We start from the raw sequence: 20,194 nt of genomic DNA, 5'->3' as shown, positions 1-20,194 counted from the left end.
CTCAAAATGAGTCCCGAGATCACCAAGCACAACGGGAAACCTCAGCTTCACAACCTGAGGCCACTGCCGACAGTGGACCGTTTCACCCCCCTCACCCCGCACCTCGCCATATCGCCGACCGTCAGCGTGGTCGTACCGGCCATGAACGAAGCGGAGAACCTTCCGCACGTTTTCGCCACGCTGCCGCACTGGATCCACGAGATCATCCTCGTGGACGGCAACTCGACCGACGACACGGTGGCGGTCGCCCGCCGCCTGCGTCCGAACCTCCGCGTCGTGCAGCAGCGCGGGAAGGGCAAGGGCGACGCCCTTCGCACCGGATTCGCCGAATGCACCAGCGACATCATCGTCATGATCGACGCCGACGGCTCGACCGACGGTAGGGAGATCATCCACTTCGTCGGGGCGCTGGTCACCGGGGCCGACTTCGTCAAGGGCTCCCGGTACGCCAGCGGCGGGGGCAGTGACGACCTCACCCTCAGCCGCCGCCTCGGCAACAGCGTCCTGCGCACGCTGGTCAACTGGATCTACGGCACCCAGTACACCGACCTGTGCTATGGCTACAACGCCTTCTGGGCGCGCCACCTCGAGGTCCTCGACCTCGACTGCGAAGGGTTCGAGGTCGAGACCCTGCTGAACATCCGGGCGGCCAAGGCCGGCCTGCGCGTGCACGAGGTGCCGAGCCACGAGCGGTGCCGCATCCACGGCGAGAGCAACCTGCGCGCCGTGCGGGACGGCTGGCGCGTGCTCAAGACCATCGTCCGCGAATGGCGGCGTCCCCCGATCGAGGTCCACCCCGCGGCGGCCGCCCAGCAGCCCGCCGCCGACCAGGGCGCGGCATAACCGAAATGAAGATCTCCGTCGTCATCTGCGTCTACACCGAAGACCGGTGGGACGACATCAGGGCCGCCGTGCAATCGGTGCGCAGCCAGAGGCGTCAGCCGCATGAACTGATCCTCGTCGTCGACTACAACCCTGAGCTGCACCTGCGGCTCAAGCGGGAGTACACCGACGCGGTCGTCGTGGAGAACACCCACGAGCGGGGACTGTCCGGCGGCAAGAACACCGGAGTGGCGACCGCCACCGGTGACGTCGTGGCGTTCCTGGACGACGACGCGATCGCGGACGCCGGCTGGCTCGCGGCGTTCGAAGAGGCGATGTCCGCAGCGCCTGACGGCACCGCGGGCGTCGTGGGGGTAGGCGGGCTGACCAAGCCCCTGTGGGACAACGGCGACCGGCCGCGGTGGTTCCCCGAGGAGTTCGACTGGACCATCGGGTGCACCTACCGCGGCCTGCCCGCAGAACGCAAGCCGATCCGCAACGTGATGGGGGGCAACGCCGCCTTCCGCAGAGAGGTCGTGGGCGAGGTCGGAGGCTTCCACTCCGGCATCGGCCGCAGCGTCCAAGGCCGTAAGAGCCGCCCGCTGGGCTGCGAGGAGACCGAGTTCTGCATCAGGCTCTCCCAGCGCAGGCCGGGCTCGATCATGATGTTCGAGCCGCAGGCGATCATCGGCCACCGCGTGCCCGCCTCGCGGGCCACGTTCCGCTATTTCCGCTCCCGGTGCTACGCCGAGGGGCTGTCCAAGGCGCTGGTCGCCCAGAGCGTCGGCGCCGGTGACGGCCTGTCGAGCGAGCGCGCCCACGCCATGAAGACGCTGCCGCTCGGCGTCCTCCGCGGTGTGGGGGACACGCTGCGCGGTGACGTGGCCGGGCTGGCCAGGGCCGGCGCGATCGTCGCCGGCCTGGCCTGGACGACGTGGGGGTACGCCGTGGGCTCCGCCCGGCTGCGCATGCGCGGGAACCGGGCGGGACGAACCATCGAACACGAACGGTGACCACCATGCGCGTACCGATCCTCATGTACCACTCGGTGACCGACCGCCCGAACAGCGCGACCCGCCCGCTGGCGGTCCGCCCGTCGGTGTTCGAGTCCCAGATGACCTACCTGAAGGACCGGGGGTTCACGCCGTTCACCTTGGGTGACCTGGTCGCGACCCTGTACGGCACGCAGGGTGCCCCCATGCCCGAGCGGCCCGTGGTCGTCACCTTCGACGACGGGTACGCCGACTTCCACAGCGAGGCCCTGCCGATCCTGGAGCAGTTCGGGTTCCCCGCGACGGTGTTCCTGACCAGCGGGTGGGTGAGCGACGCGGGGACTGACGCCGCGGGCCGGCCCCTGGACAAGATGCTGACCTGGAGCCAGGCGCGCGAGGCGGTGTCCTGCGGCATCGAGATCGCCGGGCACAGCCACAGCCACCCGCAGCTCGACCAGTTACCCGACGCGGCGCTGCGCCAGGAGCTCCGTCGCAACAAGGCACTGCTCGAGGACAAGGTCGGTCGCCCGGTCGCGACGATGGCCTACCCGTACGGCTACTCCAGCGCACGCGTGCGCAAGGAGGTGCGCAAGGCCGGCTACTGGGCGGCCTGCGCCGTGGCGAACTCGCTCGCCTCCGACGCAGGCGACGTGATGGCGCTGCCCCGGCTCACCGTGGGCCGCTCCACGACCATGAGCCGCTTCAGGCGCGCCGTCGAGGGGCAGGGCGTGCCGATCATCTATCTGAAGGAACACGCGCTGACCAAGGGTTATGCGATGGTGCGCCGCACCCGCTATGGCCTGCGCCACGTGGTCGGGCGTGAGTGAAGTAACCGCGGGGAAGACGCCGCGCGTCGATGAGGGGGGTGACGCGACCATGAAGACAACAGTGACCGGTGCGAAGCCGGAACGGCCGGACGCCGACAAGGGCGCCGGGAGGTTGACCGTTCTCTGGCGCCGCCTCCTTCGTGATCTACGCAACCCTCTCTTCCTCAACGGCTACGCCCTGATGGCCAACACCGGCGTCACGGCGGTGCTGGGCATGGGCTACTGGCTGCTCGCCGCGCGGCTGTACTCCCCGGAGGACTTCGGCCGCAGCCAGGCGCTGATCACCGCGATGCGGCTGTTCGCAGGGCTCATCGCACTCGGCCTGACGGGCGCGCTCGCCCGGTTCATCCCCGTGGCGGGCAGGCGCACCGGCGCGCTGATCGGCCGCGGCTACCTCGTCGCCACGCTCACGGCCGTCGTGGCCGCGTCCGGGTTCCTGCTGACGCTGCCGTTCTGGGGCGAGAACTACGCCACGCTCGCCGGCACCGGCCCCGGCCTGTTCTTCCTCGCGTCCGTGGCCATCTGGTCGGTGTTCACCCTCCAGGACGTCGCGCTCGCGGGGATGCGCAAGGCCGTCTGGGTGCCGGTGAACAGCTTCTGCTTCGGCCTGGTCAAGATGGGCCTGCTGGTGGCGGTGGCCGGAGCGCTGCCCGACGACGGCATCTACGTCTCCTGGATCGTCCCGACGGCCCTCGCGCTGATCCCGATCAACTTCTTCATCTTCGGCGTGCTCGTGCCGCGGCACGCCAAGCTGGCCCCCGAGGGTTCCCGGCCGCCGCGGGCGCGCGAGATCGGGCGCTTCCTGGCCGGCGACTACCCCGGGGCGTTCTCGATCCTGGCCATCGTCTACTTCCTTCCGGTGTACGTGGCCTCGCGGGTCAGCGGTGAGCTGTTCGGCTACTTCGCCATGGCGCAGACCCTGGGCGCGATGATCGAACTGCTGGCCATCAACATGGCCACCTCCCTCACCGTGGAGGGGTCCAGCGACCGCTCGAAGCTCGCCGCCAACTGCCGCCAGGCGTTACGCCGGTCCTACCTGATCATCGGTCCCGTGTCGGCCGTCACGTTCGTCGCCGCTCCGCTGATCCTGTCGGTGTTCGGTCCCGGCTTCTCCCAGCACGGCACGCCGCTGCTCCGGCTGATGGCCATCGCGGTCCTTCCCCGCGTGCTCATCGAGATCTACCTGAGCGCGCTGCGCGCCCGGAGCGAGGCACGCACGCTCGCCCTGGTCCAGATCGGCCTCGCGGTGCTCGTGCTCTCCTCGTCGGTCATCCTGCTGCCGGTGACGGGCATCACCGCGGTCGGGTACGGGCTGCTGTTCAGCGAGCTCCTGGTCGCTTTGCTGATCTTTGTTGGGCTCCGCAAGATTCTTAATCATGTGGAAACGCCGGAGTCGGCGAGCGCGCGGGGAGCCTCCGAGGCCGCATCATGGTCTACGTGAGGCAACGGACGGGCAACGAGGTGACAGAGGAGACGGCGGCCCAGGTCGCCGACGAGGCGGTCGACGGCGTCACCGACGCGACCATCGAGGCCGGCGTCGACCCCGACGTCACCTCCGAGTTGACCCGCCCGATGTCCCTGCCGATTGCGGCCGTCCCGGCACGCGACGCCAAGCCGGCGTCCGGCCCCGAGGCGGACTCCGAACCCGGCACCGAAGCCACGTCCGAGGCCGAAGCCGACGCCGAAGCCACGTCCGCCCCCGAGGCCGAGACTGAGGCCGGGTCCGAGGCGCAGACCACGGTCATGTCCATCCCCGAGGTCCGGGCGAAGACCGAGACGGCGTCCGAGGCGCAGACCCAGGTCACCTCCATCCCCGAAGTCCGGACGAAGACCGAGACCGCGTCCGAGGCGCAGACCCAGGTCACCTCCATCCCCGAAGTCCGGACGAAGACCGAGACCGCGTCCGCATCCGGCGAGGCGGAGGCCGAGGTCCAGACTGAGGCCCAGCCGGAGGCAGGGGCGGACGGCGGCGCCGGGGACGAAGGCCCGGTCGGGGCGATGGCGGACGAGCCCGTCGACGACGACGCCACACAGGTGATCCAGCTTCCGCTGCCGGCGGCGCGCACGAACGACGCCGCGCGAGCCGTCCTAGCGCCTCCGGGGGCGGAGAAGGCCCCGCCGCTCGACGCGTCGCGCGAGCCGGCCGAGAGCAACCTGCTCGACACGACACCGGCCGTCCCGCAGCCCGTGCCGGCTGCGGCCACCCCGGCCAAGAAGCCCGGCCCGGCCAAGACACCGGCACCGGCACCGGCACCGGCCAAGACACCGGCGGCGAGTAAGCCGCCGGCACCGGCCAAGACACCGGCACCGGGTAAGACGCCGGCACCGGCCAAGACACCGGCGGCGAGTAAGCCGCCGGCACCGGCCGCGACTCCGGCAGCGGGTGAGACACCCTCGCCTGACGAGACCGTCGCACTGAAGATGCCGGCCCCGGCCGCCCGAGCCGCCTCATCGGCCGCGACCGCCGTACCGACCAAGAGCCCTGTACCGGCCGAGATCGCCGTACCGAGCAAGCCTGCCGGGCCTGCGGAGGCGGCGGTGGCGGTGACGGTCGGGGAGGTGCCCTCACGTGCCGGCGGAGACGCGGATGTGGCGCCGACGGGCATGGTGGCGCGGATGGCGGCGAGCGCGGCATCGTGGCTGCCCCCGCTGCTGACCCTCGAGGGCCTGGTCATGTACGTGCTGGCGCTTCGCGTGCCGCACGGGGCCATGCGCGGCGTGGATCTCGACAAGATCAACGGACTGGGCCTGATCTCGGTCCTGCCGATCACCGCCTTCGCCGCGATCGCGCTGATCATCGTGTCGTTCTTCGTGACCCTGACGCAGAACACCGACCGCAAGGGCGTGCTGCTGTTCCAGCTCGCGGCGGTCACCTTCACCCTGCACGGCGCCGCGGCGCTCATCGAGTCCGAGCCGCGCTTCCACACCGCGTGGGTGCACGCGGGCTTCGCCGAGTACATCGGGCGTGCCGGAGAGGCGCTGCCGGGACTTGACGCCCGTTTCGCCTGGCCGGGCTTCTTCGCGCTGTTCGGGTTCGTCCTGCGCGCGGCCGGCGTCAACGACCCCGGGACGGTCCTGCAGTGGACGCCACTGGTGTCCAACCTGCTCTACCTGCTGCCGTTCGTGCTGATCCTGCGGCAGATCGTGGCGACGACCCGGGCCCGCTGGTTCGCGGCGCTGTTGTTCATCCTGGTCCAGTGGATCGGGCAGGACTACTTCTCGCCGCAGGGGTTCACGTTCGCGCTCTATCTGGTGTTCGTCGCCATCGTGATGCGCTGGTTCGGCCGGGCGGAGCCCAGGACCGCGCCGTTGCCCGCCAAGGGGTTCCTGCGGCGCACGCTGGCCCGGCTCGACCGGCTGGTTCCGGGCGAGCTGCCCGCCAGGCCGACGACGGTGACCGACCGGGTGGTGCTGCTGACGCTGCTGGTGGGGCTGTTCATCGCCACCACGGCGACCCACCAGATCACGCCGTTCATGATGCTGGGGGCGCTGACCGGGCTCATCGTGCTCCGCCGCAGCACCCTGTCCCTCGCGCTGCCGGTGTTCATGGGGCTGATCGTGCTCGCCTGGATCAACTACCAGGCGACGCCGTTCTGGAGCGGCCGGATCAACGAGCTGTTCGGCGGCATCGGCAAGATCTTCGCCAACCTGCAGGAGAACACCGGCGACCGGCTCGTCGGAACCGACCCGCAGCATGCCATCGTCCTCAAGGTGCGGCTCGCCATCTGCGGGGTGATCCTGCTGTTCGCCGCCATCGGCCTGCTGCGGCGGCTGCGGCGCGGCGTCGGCGACCGGACCGCCGCGGTCCTGCTTTGCGTCCCGACGCTGGCGCTCGGCCTGCAGAGTTACGGCGGCGAGATCGGCCTGCGCGTCTACATGTTCGCGCTGCCCGCGGCGTGCATCCTCGGCGCGTACGCCTTCTTCCCGAACCTGCCCGCGCCGAGCAGCGACTCGCGCGAGGGCGAGACCGTGCCGGTCCGGCGGCGTGCCGTGCGGTTCAACCCGGGGACGACCCGGCGGATCTCGGCCGTGCTGGCGGCGGTCGCGGCGCTGGCGCTGGCGGGCGCCTTCCTGGTGGCGCGCTACGGCAACGAGAAGTTCGAGCGGGTCACGACCGGCGAGGCCGCGGCCATGCAGTACATCTACGCGCACGACCAGCCGAGCGCGCGGGTGCTCTATCTGGTCCCGGTCCTCGGCGAGGAGGTCACTCCCACCATCCCGTGGCGGGAGCGCGACATCGACCGGGTGGAGTACGACCAGGCGCTCGTGACCAAGGATCCGGCCGACGTCAGCGGGATCCTCACGGCGCTGACCGGCAAGGCTCCCAACACGTTCCTGATCGCGAGCCGGGGCCAGGCGGCGTACCTGGAGCTCAATCATGGTTTCCCCGCCGGGTGGGGGGAGCGCTTCCAGGCGTCGCTCGACTCCTCGGTGAAGCTCAAGCGGGTCTTCTCCAACGCGGACGCCGCCATCTACACGTTGCGCTCGTACCCGAAGGGGGCGGAGATCCCGCCGCCGGCGCCGGTGACCATGGTGGGCGACCGTTCCACCCCGTGGACGCCGCTCGGGCTGGTGGCCCTGGCCCTGGCCGTGTCCACCTTGTTCGCGGCGGAGCTGGCGAGGTTGCGCGGAACGGAGCGGGCTCCCCGAGGACGCCGCAAGCTGGTGCTGGTCGGCATCCTCACGACGGTCGCCGCGATGGCCGTCATCGTGGAGCGGTTCCTGACCCTGACCTCGGGCTGATCCCCGGCCGGCCTTCATGTGCTCGCCGGCCGGCCTTCATGTGCTCGCCGGCCTGCCACACGCCGATTCCCGGCCGGCCTCACTCCGGCGATCCTGCCGCCGGGCACCGCCTGCCGGTGAACGGGTCACTGGCCGCGGTCGCTCCACTTGACGTCGTAGGCGTCGAGCTGGAACTCCTTGCCGTCGACGGTGGCGGAGAGCGGGGCGGACGCCGTGTTGACCATGATCATCTGTTTGTCGACGGCGAGCACCTGGACCCGGGGGTCGGAGGCGGTGACGTCGACGAGCTGGGCGCCTGCCGGGAACCACCGGGTGAAGCCGCTGATCAGGCCCGCCATGGGCATCTCGTCGCCGACGTCAGGCGTCCACAGGCATCCCGGGCAGTCGTCCCCGGCCTTGCGCTGGGGGTTCCAGTAGAGGGCCGTGGCCGCGCCGCTCCTGGCGAACTCCATCATGGCCGCCGCCTGCACCGCCGTGCGGTGCTGCTCGTCCCAGTCGATGTTGTCGGGGGCGATGTACCACTCGGCCCACCAGACGGGCAGGTCGCCGCTCTTCTGGCGGAGCCAGGTGGTGACGGCGGAGAACTTCTTCAGCGCGATGAACTCGTCGGGGACGAGCCCCCTGTCGTTGGTGGCGGAGGAGCCGTCGATGACGACGAAGTCGGCGCCCTTCTTGTGCTGGAGCCAGTACTCGACGCTGTCGAGATTCCTGCGGTCGACGGCGCCCCACGGTCCCTTCAGGGAGGAGGCGTTGGTGGCGGAGACGTGGCTGTCGATCGGGATGTACGGCCCGCCGACCTGGATTTTGGGGTTGACGGCCTTCAACGCGTCGTAGACGCGGTTGTAGAAGTCGGTATAGGCCTCGACGTCCCAGTTGTTGTGCGCGTCGTCCCAGAAGCCCTTGAACTCGTTCCAGACCATGTAGTGGGTCACGGTGGGGTAGCGCTTGGCGACGGTGGCGGCGAGGGCGGCGTAGTCGTCGAAGTGGTCACGCTGGGGAGCCACCTCGATCTTGCCCCAGCTCGTGCGTCCCTCGGCGCCGCCCTTCATCCAGTCGGGGGCGCAGCACAGGGTCAGCACGGGCTGGGCCTTGGTCGCGGCCATCAGCTTGACCCGGCGGTCGAGATCGCGGAAGTCGTACTTGCCCGGCACCGGTTCCGGGTTTCCCGCGCCCCAGCCCATGATGTGCTGGTTCTGCAGCATGGGGACCCTGAGGAACAGGTCGTCCACTCTCGCGCGGACGGACTCGTTCTCGTTGTCGGCGCTGTACTGGGTGTGGGTGACGCCCCAGCGCGGCCAGGTGTGCACGACGGGCGGCTGCTCGAGGGTCGGCGGGGGCTCGGGTGTGGCGAGGATCGTCGCCGCGACGCCGTCGGAGCGTCCCTTGCTCCGGTGCGCCGCTATGGCCAGGAGCCCCACCACCATGGCCAGGGCGAGCAGACCAGCGCCGATGGCGACCGGTCCGCGCGGTATGTAGCGACGCCGAGCATGCCGGCCACTGTTGTCAACCACTTGGTCACCGTATCCACTTGCGCTTGCAGAACCCTTGAATGGTCCCACTGTCGGCCAGGGGCACGCAGGTCGCCGGCGTCTCGCCTCAGGGCTCGCCTGCCTACCACCCGACTCGCCCATAACATCTTTAACGGCGCAAGACAGGCGATGGGCCTCATACCAACAATCAAGGATCATAAGGTGTCAACTGCTTAATGAAAGGGGTATAAAAGCGGCGACCGAGGATTTGAGGGGGCACAGTGGCCCAGGCATGGCTGCCCGTCGCCAGTCGAATTCCCGCTCTCGAGGATTCCGGCCCCATGGCCGGAGGCGTTCCCCGGGTGGTCTGGTTCATTTGGCCCACCGATCCCCAACGGGTGTCGGCCAAGTCCGTGGCCCAGCGGCTCATACAGATCGCCCGCCCCGCCCACCTGGTGTGGAATCCCGTCACCGGGCAGATCATCCAGTGCCTGCCCCCGACACGGGCGGCGAGCGGCCTGCCGGGCGAGTTCAACCGGCACGGCCGGGTCTGCGTCCAGATCCGCGTGCTCGGCTCGGTGGAGGAGCCGTTCACCGAGACCAAGCTGGACGGGCTGGACGACATCCTCGCGTGGCTGGACTCCTGGGAGGTGCCCCGCCGCTGGCCGGCCGGCCCTCCGCTCCCCTATCCCCACTCGGTGGCGGCGCAGGGCAGCCTCCGGCTGTGGGCCAGGGGAGGCCACTTCGGCGGTTCCCAGGTGCCGGGCAGTTCCGAAGGGGATCCGGGCGCGATCGACGTCCATCGCATCCTCGGCGAGCACGCCGCGAGCCTCGAGGTGCCGCATCCCCGCCAGGGTCTGGACAACCGGGGCTCCGGCCTCGACCGACAGCGCTATCAGTCGTCGAGGATCACACCCGTGATCTGATCCTTATCGTACTATTACATGCCAGGCACCAAGCTGGGTAAAAGGCGTAGGCCTCGTCCGGCGTCTCGAGTACCACCCAGTAGGAGCTCATGCGCATCTCCGTTGTCCATCCTCGGGAGCTCGGCCCGTCCGAGACGGCCCAGTGGCGGGCGCTGCAGGCCGGCGACCCCGCGCTGGACAGCCCCTTCCTGTCTCCGGAGTTCACCATCGAGACCGGCAAGGTGCGGGAACAGGCGCGCGTGGCCGTGCTGACGGACGGCGCCGACATCGTGGGCTTCTTCCCCTTCGAGCGGCACCAGTTCGGCATCGGCATGCCGGTCGGGGCCGGGCTCACCGACGCCCAGGGGATGGTCCACGCCAAGGACATCGAGTTCGACCCCCAGGACCTGGTGAAGGCCTGCGGGCTCGCCGTGTTCGAGTTCGACCACCTGCTGGCCGGCCAGCCGCTGGTCCCCGCCAAGCACACCCGCCACCCCTCACCGGTCATCGACCTGTCCGACGGCTACGCGGCCTACGTCGAGACGCTGAAGCAGGCGTCCGGCAAGACCTACAAGTCCACGGCGTACAAGAGCCGCAAACTCCAGCGCGACTTCGGCGAGCTCCGCCACGACTTCGACGTCCGCGACCAGGCCGTGCTGCGCACGCTGCTCGACTGGAAGACCGACCAGTACCGGCGCACCGGCCGCACCGACCGCTTCTCCCGGCCATGGATCCTGCGCCTGGTCGAGAGCCTGCTCCAGGTGGACACCGAGCACTTCGGGGGGCAGCTGGACATGATCTACGTCGACGGCCGCCCGGTCGCCGGGCACTTCGGGCTGCGCACCAAGACCACGCTCGCCGGCTGGTTCCCCGCCTACGACCCGGCCTTCGCCAAGTACTCGCCCGGTCTGATCCACCACCTGGCGATGGCCGAGCGCGCCGCCGAGGCCGGGATCCGCCTCATCGACATGGGCCGCGGCGAGAAGGAGTACAAGGAGAAGCTCAAGACCGGCGAGCTCTGGGTCACCGAGGGCCGCATCGCCCGGCCGACCGCGGGAGCCGGAGTCCACTGGCTCGTCCGCGTTCCCGTCCGCAAGGCCCGTGGAACGGTCCTCGCCAACTCGGTGCTCCGCGAGACCGCCGACCTGGCCCTTAAGACATACGGCCGGATCCGGACTTCCATCGCTTCGTAGTCGGAGCGCTCTCATGCGCTACCTTTCTGCTGTGCCGCGTCTCGGTGCCGGCAGAACGGAAGGCGGAAAGAGGAGCAGTGAGTCCGGAGCAAGCCCTCGCGGCCCGCACGGGTCGCGAGACCGTCTATCTGCCGTCCAACCGGCTCGGGCTCTTCCTGGCGCTGCGACACTGGTGCACGCCGGGGCAGCGGCTGCTCATGTCGCCCATCTCGGCCGACGAGATCCTGTTCCTGGTCCTCGCCGCCGGACTCATCCCGGTGATCGCACCCATCTCCGTCCTCGACGGCAACATCGAGATGGCCCGCGTCCTGCTGGGCACCGTCGACGCCGTCCTCACCACCAACCTGTACGGCCTGCCGGACGAGGTGTCGGCCATGGCGGGCCTCGTCGTCATCGAGGACGTCGCCCACGCGGCCGAGACCTCGATAGACGGCCGGCCGCTGGGCACCTTCGGCGTGGCGGGCGTCTTCAGCCTGTCCAAACACGCCGGAGCCGGGTCCGGCGGGGTCCTCGCCGTCGAGAGCGCGGCCGACCGGCGCGCGCTGGAGCACGAGCGCGACCTGCTGCTCCAGCCGGGCGCCCTGCGAAGGGACCTGCTGGGCGTCGCCACCTCCACCGGCCGACATCTGGCCCTGCGGCTCGACATGGCCCGTCCCGCCATGCGGCTCGCCCGCACGCTGGGGTTCGAGGAGCCCCGCGACGGCTACCGCATCGCCCTGCGGCCCGGCGACCTGCGCGCGGTCCTGGCGGAGGCCCCCGGCCTGCCCGCGCTGGACGCGTGGATCCGCGCCGACCTGCACGACTACCGCAGCTCTCGTGGCGCTGTCGCACGGTGGTACCAGAGCCGCCGGCTCGCACGCCTCCCGAAGGACCGCGCCGCGAGGCTCGCGGGCGTCGCCAGGCTGGCCGAGCTGCCGACCGTGGCGGGCGGGGTGCTCGACCACGTGGACCAGCCGCTCTTCCGCGTCCCGCTGCTCGTGGCCGAACGTGACGCGGCCGTCGCCGCGCTCGCGCGCCGGGGCGTACCGACCGGCTACCTCTACGACCCGCCGTACGACGACTACGCCGAGCACTTCGTCGAACCGTCGCCGGACCGCGAGACGGCCCGGTGGTGGGCGCGGCACGTGCTACCGGTCGACCCGATGTACGCCGAGCGCGCGCTGCCGATCGTCGAGTCGCTCCAGCCGGCGCCGCCACCGCCGGGCGACCGCCTGCTGCGCCGGGCCGCCTGAGTCACGGGCGCCGGGCCGGGTTTAGCGGCCCGCGAGGAGGCCGGCGATGACGGCGCAGGCCTTCCTGACGTCGTTCAGCGACGCCGAGCCGTATCCGATCACCAGCCCGTGGTGGCGCACCGGCCCGTGATGGTGCCGCTCTGCCGTGTCCAGGAGCACGCCGCGCTCGGCCGCGGCGGCGACCAGCGGGGCCGCCTCTCCTGCCGAGAGCCCGAGGAACACGTGCAGCCCTGCCGAGTCGCCGCTCACGCGCGGCCCGAGGATCTCGACGATGGCGGCGCGGCGGCGCGCGTACTCAAGGCGTGCGCGCCGCAGGTGGCGGTCGAGGTCGCCCCGTTCGAGCAGCACCGAGACGGCCTCCTGGACCGGCCCCGAGGTGCGGTCGGCCAGCGCCACACGCGTGTGGGCGATGGCGGCGAGCAGGCCGGGCGTGGCGACCAGCCAGCCGATGCCCACATCGGGCGCGAGCGACTTCGACAGCGTGCCCAGCAGGACGACCCGTTCGGGGTCGAGCCCGTACAGGGCCGGGAGGGGGGCCACGTCGTAGCGGAACTCGGCGTCGTAGTCGTCCTCGATCACCGTCGCGCCCGTGCGGCGGGCCCAGGCGAGCAGCCCCTCCCTGCGGGGGATGGGCAGCCGCCCGCCGAGCGGGTACTGGTGCGCGGGGGTCGTGTAGAGGATGCGCAGGTCCTCGGGCAGGCCGGCGGGCTGGACGCCCTGCTCGTCCACCAGGCAGGGGAAGATGCGCCCGCCGCGGGCCTGCACGATGTTGCGCGCCTTGGCGTACCCCGGCTCCTCCACCCCGGCGGCCTCCCCCGGCCGCAGCAAGGTGGCGACGATCAGGTCGAGCCCGTGGCCGGTGCCCCGGGTGACCATGACGTTCTCCGGCCCCACCGGCACGCCCCGCGCCCTGCGCAGATGGTCGGCCAGCAGTTCGCGCAGGCGGGGGTGCCCGTACGGGTCGATGACGTCGGAGGGCGGCCGGTCCGCCGCCCTGCGCCAGGCGCGCCGCCAGGCCGCCCGGTCGTAGTCGAGCACCCATGGCCGGCCGGGGCGCAGGTCGATCAGCCCGTCGGCGGGGCGGTCCGGCTCGGCGGGGGTGATAGCCGCGTCCGGCGCCCCTCCGTGCGGGGAGGTACCGTTCGGTGGCGCAGATCTGTCCGCCACGAACTGGGAGAAGTCGGCGACGTAGGTGCCCGAACCGTGCCGGCCCTCCAGCCATCCCTCGGCGTACAGCTGCTGGAAGGCCTCGGTCACGACCGTGCGGCTGACGCCCAGCAGCCGCGCGAGGCCACGGCTGGACGGCAGGCGCTCCCCCGACCTCAGGGTGCCGGCCCGCATGCCGGCCCGCAGCTGGTCTCCGAGTTGCACCGCGAGGGGGACGGACGCTTCCCGGTCGAGGACGAGGGGGAGGTCGACATGGCCGGGCAAGTGGTCTCCTGGAAGTGCTCAGCAGTGGACGTTCACCACCGGTCCACTTGTCCCTACGGTAGCGGCATGCTCTCCTCGACTCCCCGTACCACCCTCCACCGCGGCAAGAACCGGGGCCGCGCCGACCGTTCCGAGCTGTACGCCGTCCTGGACGCCGGGCTGATCTGCCACCTCGGGGTCGTGGTGGACGGCTCTCCCATGGTGGTCCCCACCGGGTACGGGCGGATCGGCGACACCCTCTACCTGCACGGCTCGACCGGCGCCGTCTCGCTGCGGGCGGGGGGCGAGGTCTGCGTGACGGTCACCCACCTCGACGGCATCGTGCTCGCCCGATCGGCCTTCCACCACTCGGTCAACTACCGGTCGGCCATGGTCTACGGCACGCCGAGGGCCGTCGAGGATCCGGAGGAGCGGCTGGCGGCCCTGCGTGCGATCACCGAGCGGCTGGCGCCCGGACAGTGGGAGGTCGTGCGGCAGCCGGACAAGAAGGAGCTGGCGGCCACCAGGGTGGTGGCGCTGTCCCTCGCGGAGGCGTCGGTCAAAGTGCGCCAGGGGCCGCCCGTGGACGACGAGGAGGATTACGCGCTCGCTATCTGGGCGGGCGTCCTGCCCCTCCAGGCGGGCTGGGGCACCCCCGAACCCGACCCCGTGCTGGCTCCGGAAACCCCGGTTCCACCCCATATCGCCCGGCGGGAACGGCCTTTTACGTCGCATTGATCCGCGGAACGGCCGTCCCGTCCGGTGCGCCAATAGCTGACAATGGAGCCGACAATATATCAAATATCTATTTAAACATCACGGATCAGCCACGTCGCCGTTAGGCTTCGTTCTCGCGTCATGGGTGGGGGCCCGGCCACATAAGGAGAACGAATGGACGGCCACAGGGGGGCATGGCAAGTCCCCGGATATACCGAGGTCCGTGATCTCGGTACCGGCGGGTCGGGGCGCGTCGTGATGGCGCGCTACGACGTTGACCAGACCTTCGTCGCGATCAAATACCTGTCCGACGAGCTCTGCGCCGATCCGGGATTCGTCGTCCGGTTCCGCCACGAGGCGCGGCTGCTGGAGCTGATGGACAGCCCGCACTCCGCCCGGTTCTACGAGTACGTGGAGAGCGCCGGCGGCGGCGCCGCCATCGTCATGGAACTGGTCGACGGCGTCTCGCTCCGCACGATGTTGCGCTCCGAGGGGCCGACCGGCGCCGAGGCGGCGCTCGTGCTGCTCAAGGGCTCACTGCTCGGCCTGGCCACCGCGCACGCGAGCGGGGTCATCCACCGCGACTTCAAGCCCGATAACATCGTCATCGAGAGCACCGGCCACAGCAAGCTGGTCGACTTCGGCATCGCCGTACGCTCCGGAGACGGGGTCAGCGGCGCGGGCACGCCTCCGTACATGTCCCCCGAGCAGTGGGCGGGCGCGCCGGCCGGTCCGGGCACCGACGTCTACGCCGCGACCATCGTGTTCTTCGAGTGCCTCACCGGCACCCGGCCGTTCCAGTCGCGCAACATGGCGGCGCTGGCGCGCCAGCACCAGTCGACACCGCCTCCCGTCGAGCAGGTCCCCGCGCCGCTGCGGGGGCTCATCGAGCGCGGCATGGCCAAGCATCCGGCCGACCGGCCCGCCACGGCCGATGCCTTCCTCATCGAGCTGGAAGCGGTCGCCGCCCAGGCGTACGGGCCCGACTGGGAGGACCGGGGCCGCCGCAGGCTCGCCGCGCTCGCGGGGCTGCTCGCGATGCTCTTCCCGCTCGCGGACGAGGCGTCCGTGGGCACCTCCGTGGCCGAGACCGAGCTCGGCGGGGGCGTCAGCCGGGGTCTGAGCAAGCTCAGCGTGAAGATCGCGGTCGGCGCGGTCGGCCTGGCCGTCATCTCCGCGGTCACCGCCGTCCTGGTGGGCTCGCTCGGGGACACCGAGCTTCAGGCGCAGAGCACGATCGCCACCCCGACCCCGGTGGACACGAGCTCCAGCTCACCCGAGCCCGCGATCGCCGAGGCGCCCACCGAGACGCCCACCGAGGAGCCGGCGGAGGACCCGTCCGAGACCCCGACGGCCGCGCCCACCGCGGCGGCGCCGACGAACAGCGTCGCGGGCGTCCCGACGAGCGGCCCCAAGCCCACCAAGACCTCTCCGAAGCCCACTCCCAGCAAGAAGCCGACGAAGAAGCCGAAGCCCTCGGCGTCCGGCTCGCCCAGCCCGTCGCCGACCGAATCGGACGAGTCCGACCCCAAGGTCGACGACACGCTGCCCACCGGCAAGCCGAAGCCGACCCCGACGCCGACCACGCCGTCGCCCGATCCCACTCCCACGCCCACGCCCCCGCCCCCGACCGAGCCTCCTGGACGGGTACCCGGTGACACACCGTCTCCCGAGGCGACGCCGGAGAGAGGCCCCGCGGGCGTCCTCGCCCTCGGCCTGGTGACGACCGGGGCCGTTCCCGCCACACTTGTCCTGAGACAGCACATGGCGGGACGGCACCGAAGGCGGCGGTAGATGCCAGATGGCGGAAGCATCGCGGGTTACCGGCTGACGGGCCGGTCCCGCACCGGCGAGGTCGGCACGTGGACCGACGCGTTCGCACCCGACGGCACCCTCGGCGGCGTCCTGCGGCTCGATCCGGGGGCCCTGGCGGCGCCCGGGGCCACCGAACGGGTCGTCGCCGAGGTCACCGCCGACCGGCGCCTGGTCAGGAGCGGTCTCGCCGGCCTGATGCCGATCAGCGATCTGGTCGCCGCGCGCGGGGAGGTCTGGCTGCTCACGGCCCGTCCCGGCACGCCGTCCCTGGCCGAGCTGATGCACGGGCGGCCCTCGGGCCCGGCCCCGGACGCGGGGAGCGCGGCCACCATCCTGGTGGAGACGGCGCAGACCCTGCTCGCCGTCCACGCGGCGGGCCTCGCCCACGGCGCCCTGCACGCGGGCACCGTGGTGATCACCGAGGACGGCACGGCGCTGCTCGCCGAGCGCGGGCTCGCCATGGCCCTGCGGGGCGAGCAGGCCTCCGTCGATCGCGACCTGGCGGCATGGGCGTCCCTGGCCCGGGGGCTCGCGGCCGCGTGGGCGGCCGGCGATCCGCGCGCCGCGCAGCTCTTCGACCGGGCGGCGTCCGCCGCGACCACCCACGGCCTCGGCGCCGCGCGAGACGCCCTGGTCAACGGCCGCGAGTTGCTGCCCTCCGGGTTCGCCACCCGCGAGCGGCTGGTGCGGACCATCCAGTGGTGGTCGGCGAGCGACGTCCCCACCCAGCGGCCCTCGCACGTGCCGGAGATCGTGGACACCGGCGAGGTGGTCACCCTGCTCTACTCGCCGGCCACGGGCGAGTCGCCGGCCGCCGGCCAGCCGCAGGCCACGGCGGCGTCGCCCGGCCCTGGCGCCACGGCGGCGGCGGCGGGGGCCTCGGAGATGCGTTTCGGTCCCGGGGTGCCCGCCGACACGACCGCCGCCCAGATCTGGCGGGCAGGACGCGAGCAACAGGTCACCGTCCCCGCCAAGGAGCGGCTGAGGCGCCCGCCGGCGAGGCGGCGGCGCGGCTTCCTCGGGTCCGGGGTGCTGTTCGCGCTGATCCTGCTGGCCGGGGTGTTCCTGTGGTTCCAGCGGAGCGCGCCGCTGTCGGTGACGGCGGTCGAGGTCAAGACGCCGCAGGCGAAGGGTTGCGACATCGTCGTGAACGTCGTCGGGGTGATCACCACGAACGGGTCGTCCGGCCCGGTGTCCTATGAGTGGTTGCCGAGCGGCGAGAAGGCGGTCAGGCACACCGAGACCTTCCCCTCGGGGCAGTCCAGCCACCAGGTGAGCCTCAAGTGGGAGGTGGGCGGCCGGGGCACGCGGAAGCTGACGGCCCGGCTCCGCGTGCTCTCGCCACTCGGGCCAGACGGTGCCCGGCTGGAGGACAAGGCGTCGTTCACCTATAAATGCTGAGGGCCAAATCTCCCCCCAAATGCGTAATAACGGGGATGTCACTATTCTGACGACATGACGCAGACCCCCGCCGGGTGGTACCCCGACCCATACGGATCTCCGCAGTTGCGTTGGTGGGATGGCGCCCAATGGACCGATGCCACCCATCCCCTGGAGGCTTCCTCGGGTCAGGCCCCCGTGACCACCGGCCAGTGGACCCAGCCGGGCGGCACGCCACAAGCGGGCACCGGACCCCAGCAGGGCACTGGACCGCAGCCGGCCGCCGGAGCAGGCACCGGGCCTCAGCAGGCCCCTGCGCCGCAGGACACCGCATCCCAATCCGGCAGCACCGGGGCGCAGTCCGGTGCCCGGCCGCAGGACACGGGGCAGCATCCTCAACCCGGTACGGGCCCGCAGCCACAGCCCGGCACCGGCCCCTATCCGCAACAGGGGACGGCCCAGTTCGCCCCGCCCGGCGGGCAGCAGTTCCCGCCACCCGGCGGCCAGCAGTTCCCTCCGCCGGGCGGTCAGCAGTTCGGCCAGCAGGGAAGCCCGTACGGCGGGCCCTCCGGCCCGTACGGCCAGCCCACCGGGCCACAGCAGTGGGGCACCCCGCCGGGCGGCACGGCGCAGATGCCGGTGCCGGAATTCGGCCCGCAGGGACCCCCGCCCCCGAAGAAGAGCCCTCTCCCGTGGGTGCTCGGCGGCGGCGCCGTCGTGATCCTCCTGGTGGTGGCCCTGGTCATCGGGCTGAGCATCGTCAACCGCGACACCACGCCGACGGCGGTCGGCACGCCGCTGCCGAGTGAGACCGTCGAGCCCTCCGACCCGCAGATCACCCCGCCGCTGGAGGACACCCCGACGCCCGACCCGAGCACCACCGACTTCCCGGCCGAACTGCCCGAGCCCAAGGGCAACGTCATCGAGGATCCGCGCACGGGCCTGTCGTTCGCGTTCCCGGGCGACCCGTGGGTCGTGCCGAAGTGGTCGGATCTGAACGGCCCGGCCGACCCGCGCTTCCCGCAGTGGAGCAGCGGCTACCAGGCCGTGTCCCAGAAGGACTACGACGGCAAGAAGAACGACTGGGTGGGCACGGTGACGGCGTGCAGGCTGCCCGAGGCGTTCGACTACTCAGGGCCGGAGAATCTGCGCGATGTGACCAAGCTCGTCCTGAACGCCTACGAGAAGGGCTTCTACAGCCCTCCGCACAAGCGCAGGATCGTGAAGGACGCGGCGATCGAGGTGAGCGGCAAGCAGGCGTGGCTCCTCCGGTTCGAGATGGACTTCTCCGCTGACGCCAAGAAGGCCGGTTGGAAGTTCAGGAAGGAAGAGGGCATGTTCGTCCTGGTCGACCGGGGTGCCGGGGAGCGACCCGCCCTTCTCTACGCCTCCGTACCCGACAATCTGGACACCTCGGTGATCGATCGCGTACTGGACTCTCTCAAGGCTTCGTGACCGGGCACTACGCTGAGCCTTATGAGTGACCTGTTGGTCTGGATCGACTGTGAGATGACCGGGCTCGACCTCGGCCGTGACGCGCTCGTCGAGGTCGCGTGCGTCGTGACCGACAGCGAGCTGAACCAGCTCGACGAGGGTGTCGACGTCGTCATCAAGCCGCCGCAGGAGGCGCTGGAGCAGATGTCGGAGGTCGTGCGCCAGATGCACACCTCCTCGGGGCTGCTCACCGCCTTGGGCGACGGCGTGACGCTCGCCGAGGCCGAGTCCCTGGTCCTGGAGTACATCCGGCGGCATGTGCCGGAGCCGAAGAAGGCTCCGCTGTGCGGCAACTCCATCTCCACCGACCGCGCCTTCATCGCGCGTGACATGCCGGCCGTCGACGGCTACCTGCACTACCGCATGGTGGACGTCTCCTCGGTGAAGGAGCTCGTCCGTCGCTGGTACCCCCGGGTCTACTTCGCCTCGCCGGCCAAGCAGGGCGGCCACCGCGCGCTGGCCGACATCACCGAGAGCGTCCAGGAGATGCGCTACTACCGCGCCGCCGTCTTCGTGCCCCAGCCGGGCCCCGACTCCGCCACCGCGCGGGAGGTGGCCGAGGCCATAACCGGATCTTGACGCGCCGCGGCGTCAGAACCCCTCAAAGCCCGCTACACTTTTCTCTGTGCCGCGGTGTTGGCCGCGGGGCATGGTGGGTGTAGCTCAGTTGGCAGAGCGCCAGGTTGTGGTCCTGGATGTCGTGGGTTCAAGTCCCATCACTCACCCCAGATGGATCGAAAGGCCCTGGTCACCGTCATGGTGACCAGGGCCTTTCGCGTTGCGGGGCGGGCACCGCGCGACCGGCGGCCCGGCCGTTTCCGTGGAAAGTGAGCTTTTCTCGGACAGCATGGACCCCAAAGGCCGGGACGGCGGGCTATGCTCGCACAGAACCGCTACGCCGCAAGCGCGGGGGGCTCGGCGATCAGACAAATTCGTGCCACGGAGGCCGGATGAGTGTCGATGACGCCACATACAACGAGCATGTGCACACCGGGCTGAGCAAACGCGAGGCCGAGGTGATGGAGCTGATCGCGACGGGTCACTCGAACGGAGAAATCGCACAACGGCTGTTCCTGAGCGAGAAGACGGTCAAGAACCACGTGAACCGCATCTACTCCAAGCTCGGCGCGGACTGCCGGATGACCGCCATCGGCATGTGGAGGGGCGACTCCCCCGGGCATCCGCGCTCGTGACC

At 71.0% G+C, this 20,194-nt stretch carries 16 protein-coding genes, 1 tRNA gene and 1 pseudogene; 16 read left to right on the top strand and 2 right to left on the bottom strand.

Translation table 11 applies throughout. The features are described from left to right. Window positions 1–6 precede the first annotated feature (6 nt). From MYF83_RS06615 to MYF83_RS06595, 5 genes are read left to right on the top strand one after another with little or no spacing between them, the layout of a single operon-like run. Complete coding sequence (locus MYF83_RS06615; protein WP_248959282.1) at window positions 7–843, top strand: glycosyltransferase family 2 protein; 837 nt, start codon at window positions 7–9, stop codon at window positions 841–843. Window positions 844–848: 5 nt separating this feature from the next. After that, complete coding sequence (locus MYF83_RS06610; RefSeq protein ID WP_248959281.1) at window positions 849–1,835, top strand: glycosyltransferase family 2 protein; 987 nt, start codon at window positions 849–851, stop codon at window positions 1,833–1,835. 5 nt (window positions 1,836–1,840) lie between these two features. Next, the gene (locus MYF83_RS06605) at window positions 1,841–2,641 is read left to right on the top strand and encodes a polysaccharide deacetylase family protein (protein WP_248959280.1); all 801 of its coding nucleotides are present in this window, start codon (window positions 1,841–1,843) and stop codon (window positions 2,639–2,641) included. Between the two features lie 49 nt (window positions 2,642–2,690). Next, window positions 2,691–4,082 carry a lipopolysaccharide biosynthesis protein gene (locus MYF83_RS06600; RefSeq protein WP_248959279.1) on the top strand — a complete coding sequence of 464 codons (1,392 nt, stop codon included), beginning with the start codon at window positions 2,691–2,693 and terminating at the stop codon, window positions 4,080–4,082. Beyond that, window positions 4,070–7,384: a hypothetical protein gene (locus MYF83_RS06595; protein WP_248959278.1), complete on the top strand. Its 3,315-nt coding sequence runs from the start codon at window positions 4,070–4,072 to the stop codon at window positions 7,382–7,384. The genes MYF83_RS06600 and MYF83_RS06595 overlap by 13 nt, the downstream gene beginning before the upstream one ends. A gap of 125 nt (window positions 7,385–7,509) precedes the next feature. Here the strand turns inward: MYF83_RS06595 and MYF83_RS06590 are convergent, their stop codons facing one another. Further along, on the bottom strand, window positions 7,510–8,895 hold the full coding sequence (locus tag MYF83_RS06590; RefSeq protein WP_248959277.1) for a GH39 family glycosyl hydrolase: 1,386 nt from the start codon (window positions 8,893–8,895) through the stop codon (window positions 7,510–7,512). 299 nt (window positions 8,896–9,194) lie between these two features. On the opposite strand from MYF83_RS06590, the gene MYF83_RS06585 reads away from it, so the two are divergent. The 3 genes from MYF83_RS06585 to MYF83_RS06575 all read left to right on the top strand — a co-directional run bounded on the left by MYF83_RS06585 (window position 9,195) and on the right by MYF83_RS06575 (window position 12,183). Then, window positions 9,195–9,779, top strand: coding sequence for a hypothetical protein (locus tag MYF83_RS06585; RefSeq protein ID WP_248959276.1), 585 nt, complete (start codon window positions 9,195–9,197; stop codon window positions 9,777–9,779). Between the two features lie 89 nt (window positions 9,780–9,868). After that, window positions 9,869–10,951: a GNAT family N-acetyltransferase gene (locus tag MYF83_RS06580; RefSeq protein ID WP_248959275.1), complete on the top strand. Its 1,083-nt coding sequence runs from the start codon at window positions 9,869–9,871 to the stop codon at window positions 10,949–10,951. A 77-nt stretch (window positions 10,952–11,028) separates the two neighbouring features. Beyond that, window positions 11,029–12,183, top strand: coding sequence for a DegT/DnrJ/EryC1/StrS family aminotransferase (locus MYF83_RS06575; protein ID WP_248959274.1), 1,155 nt, complete (start codon window positions 11,029–11,031; stop codon window positions 12,181–12,183). 21 nt (window positions 12,184–12,204) lie between these two features. Here MYF83_RS06575 and pdxR read toward each other — a convergent pair whose 3' ends face one another. Next, complete coding sequence (pdxR, locus tag MYF83_RS06570; protein WP_248959273.1) at window positions 12,205–13,614, bottom strand: MocR-like pyridoxine biosynthesis transcription factor PdxR; 1,410 nt, start codon at window positions 13,612–13,614, stop codon at window positions 12,205–12,207. A gap of 66 nt (window positions 13,615–13,680) precedes the next feature. Between pdxR and MYF83_RS06565 the strand changes: the two genes are divergently transcribed. The 8 genes and pseudogenes from MYF83_RS06565 to MYF83_RS06535 all read left to right on the top strand — a co-directional run bounded on the left by MYF83_RS06565 (window position 13,681) and on the right by MYF83_RS06535 (window position 20,192). Then, the gene (locus MYF83_RS06565) at window positions 13,681–14,331 is read left to right on the top strand and encodes a pyridoxamine 5'-phosphate oxidase family protein (RefSeq protein WP_248959272.1); all 651 of its coding nucleotides are present in this window, start codon (window positions 13,681–13,683) and stop codon (window positions 14,329–14,331) included. 153 nt (window positions 14,332–14,484) lie between these two features. Further along, complete coding sequence (locus tag MYF83_RS06560; protein WP_248959271.1) at window positions 14,485–16,104, top strand: serine/threonine-protein kinase; 1,620 nt, start codon at window positions 14,485–14,487, stop codon at window positions 16,102–16,104. Beyond that, entirely contained in the window at window positions 16,105–17,526 is a 1,422-nt protein-coding gene (locus tag MYF83_RS06555) for a protein kinase family protein (RefSeq protein ID WP_248959270.1), read from the top strand. Between the two features lie 54 nt (window positions 17,527–17,580). After that, window positions 17,581–17,676 (top strand): annotated as a pseudogene (locus tag MYF83_RS44175) (DUF2510 domain-containing protein); the annotation flags it as partial. A gap of 27 nt (window positions 17,677–17,703) precedes the next feature. After that, window positions 17,704–18,960 (top strand): hypothetical protein, encoded by a 1,257-nt coding sequence (locus tag MYF83_RS06550; protein WP_248959269.1) that lies wholly within the window; start codon window positions 17,704–17,706, stop codon window positions 18,958–18,960. Window positions 18,961–18,981: 21 nt separating this feature from the next. After that, on the top strand, window positions 18,982–19,578 hold the full coding sequence (gene orn / locus MYF83_RS06545) for an oligoribonuclease (RefSeq protein ID WP_248959268.1): 597 nt from the start codon (window positions 18,982–18,984) through the stop codon (window positions 19,576–19,578). A 73-nt stretch (window positions 19,579–19,651) separates the two neighbouring features. Continuing rightward, window positions 19,652–19,727: transfer RNA gene (locus tag MYF83_RS06540), tRNA-His, on the top strand. Window positions 19,728–19,949: 222 nt separating this feature from the next. Beyond that, window positions 19,950–20,192: a helix-turn-helix domain-containing protein gene (locus MYF83_RS06535; RefSeq protein ID WP_248959267.1), complete on the top strand. Its 243-nt coding sequence runs from the start codon at window positions 19,950–19,952 to the stop codon at window positions 20,190–20,192. Window positions 20,193–20,194: the final 2 nt, after the last annotated feature.

Origin of the sequence: Sphaerisporangium perillae, assembly GCF_023276435.1 — a bacterium.
In the GTDB taxonomy this organism is placed as follows: Bacteria; Actinomycetota; Actinomycetes; order Streptosporangiales; family Streptosporangiaceae; genus Sphaerisporangium; species Sphaerisporangium perillae.
Note: the sequence above shows the minus strand (reverse complement) of the source record. Positions and strands in the feature narration are given on the sequence as shown.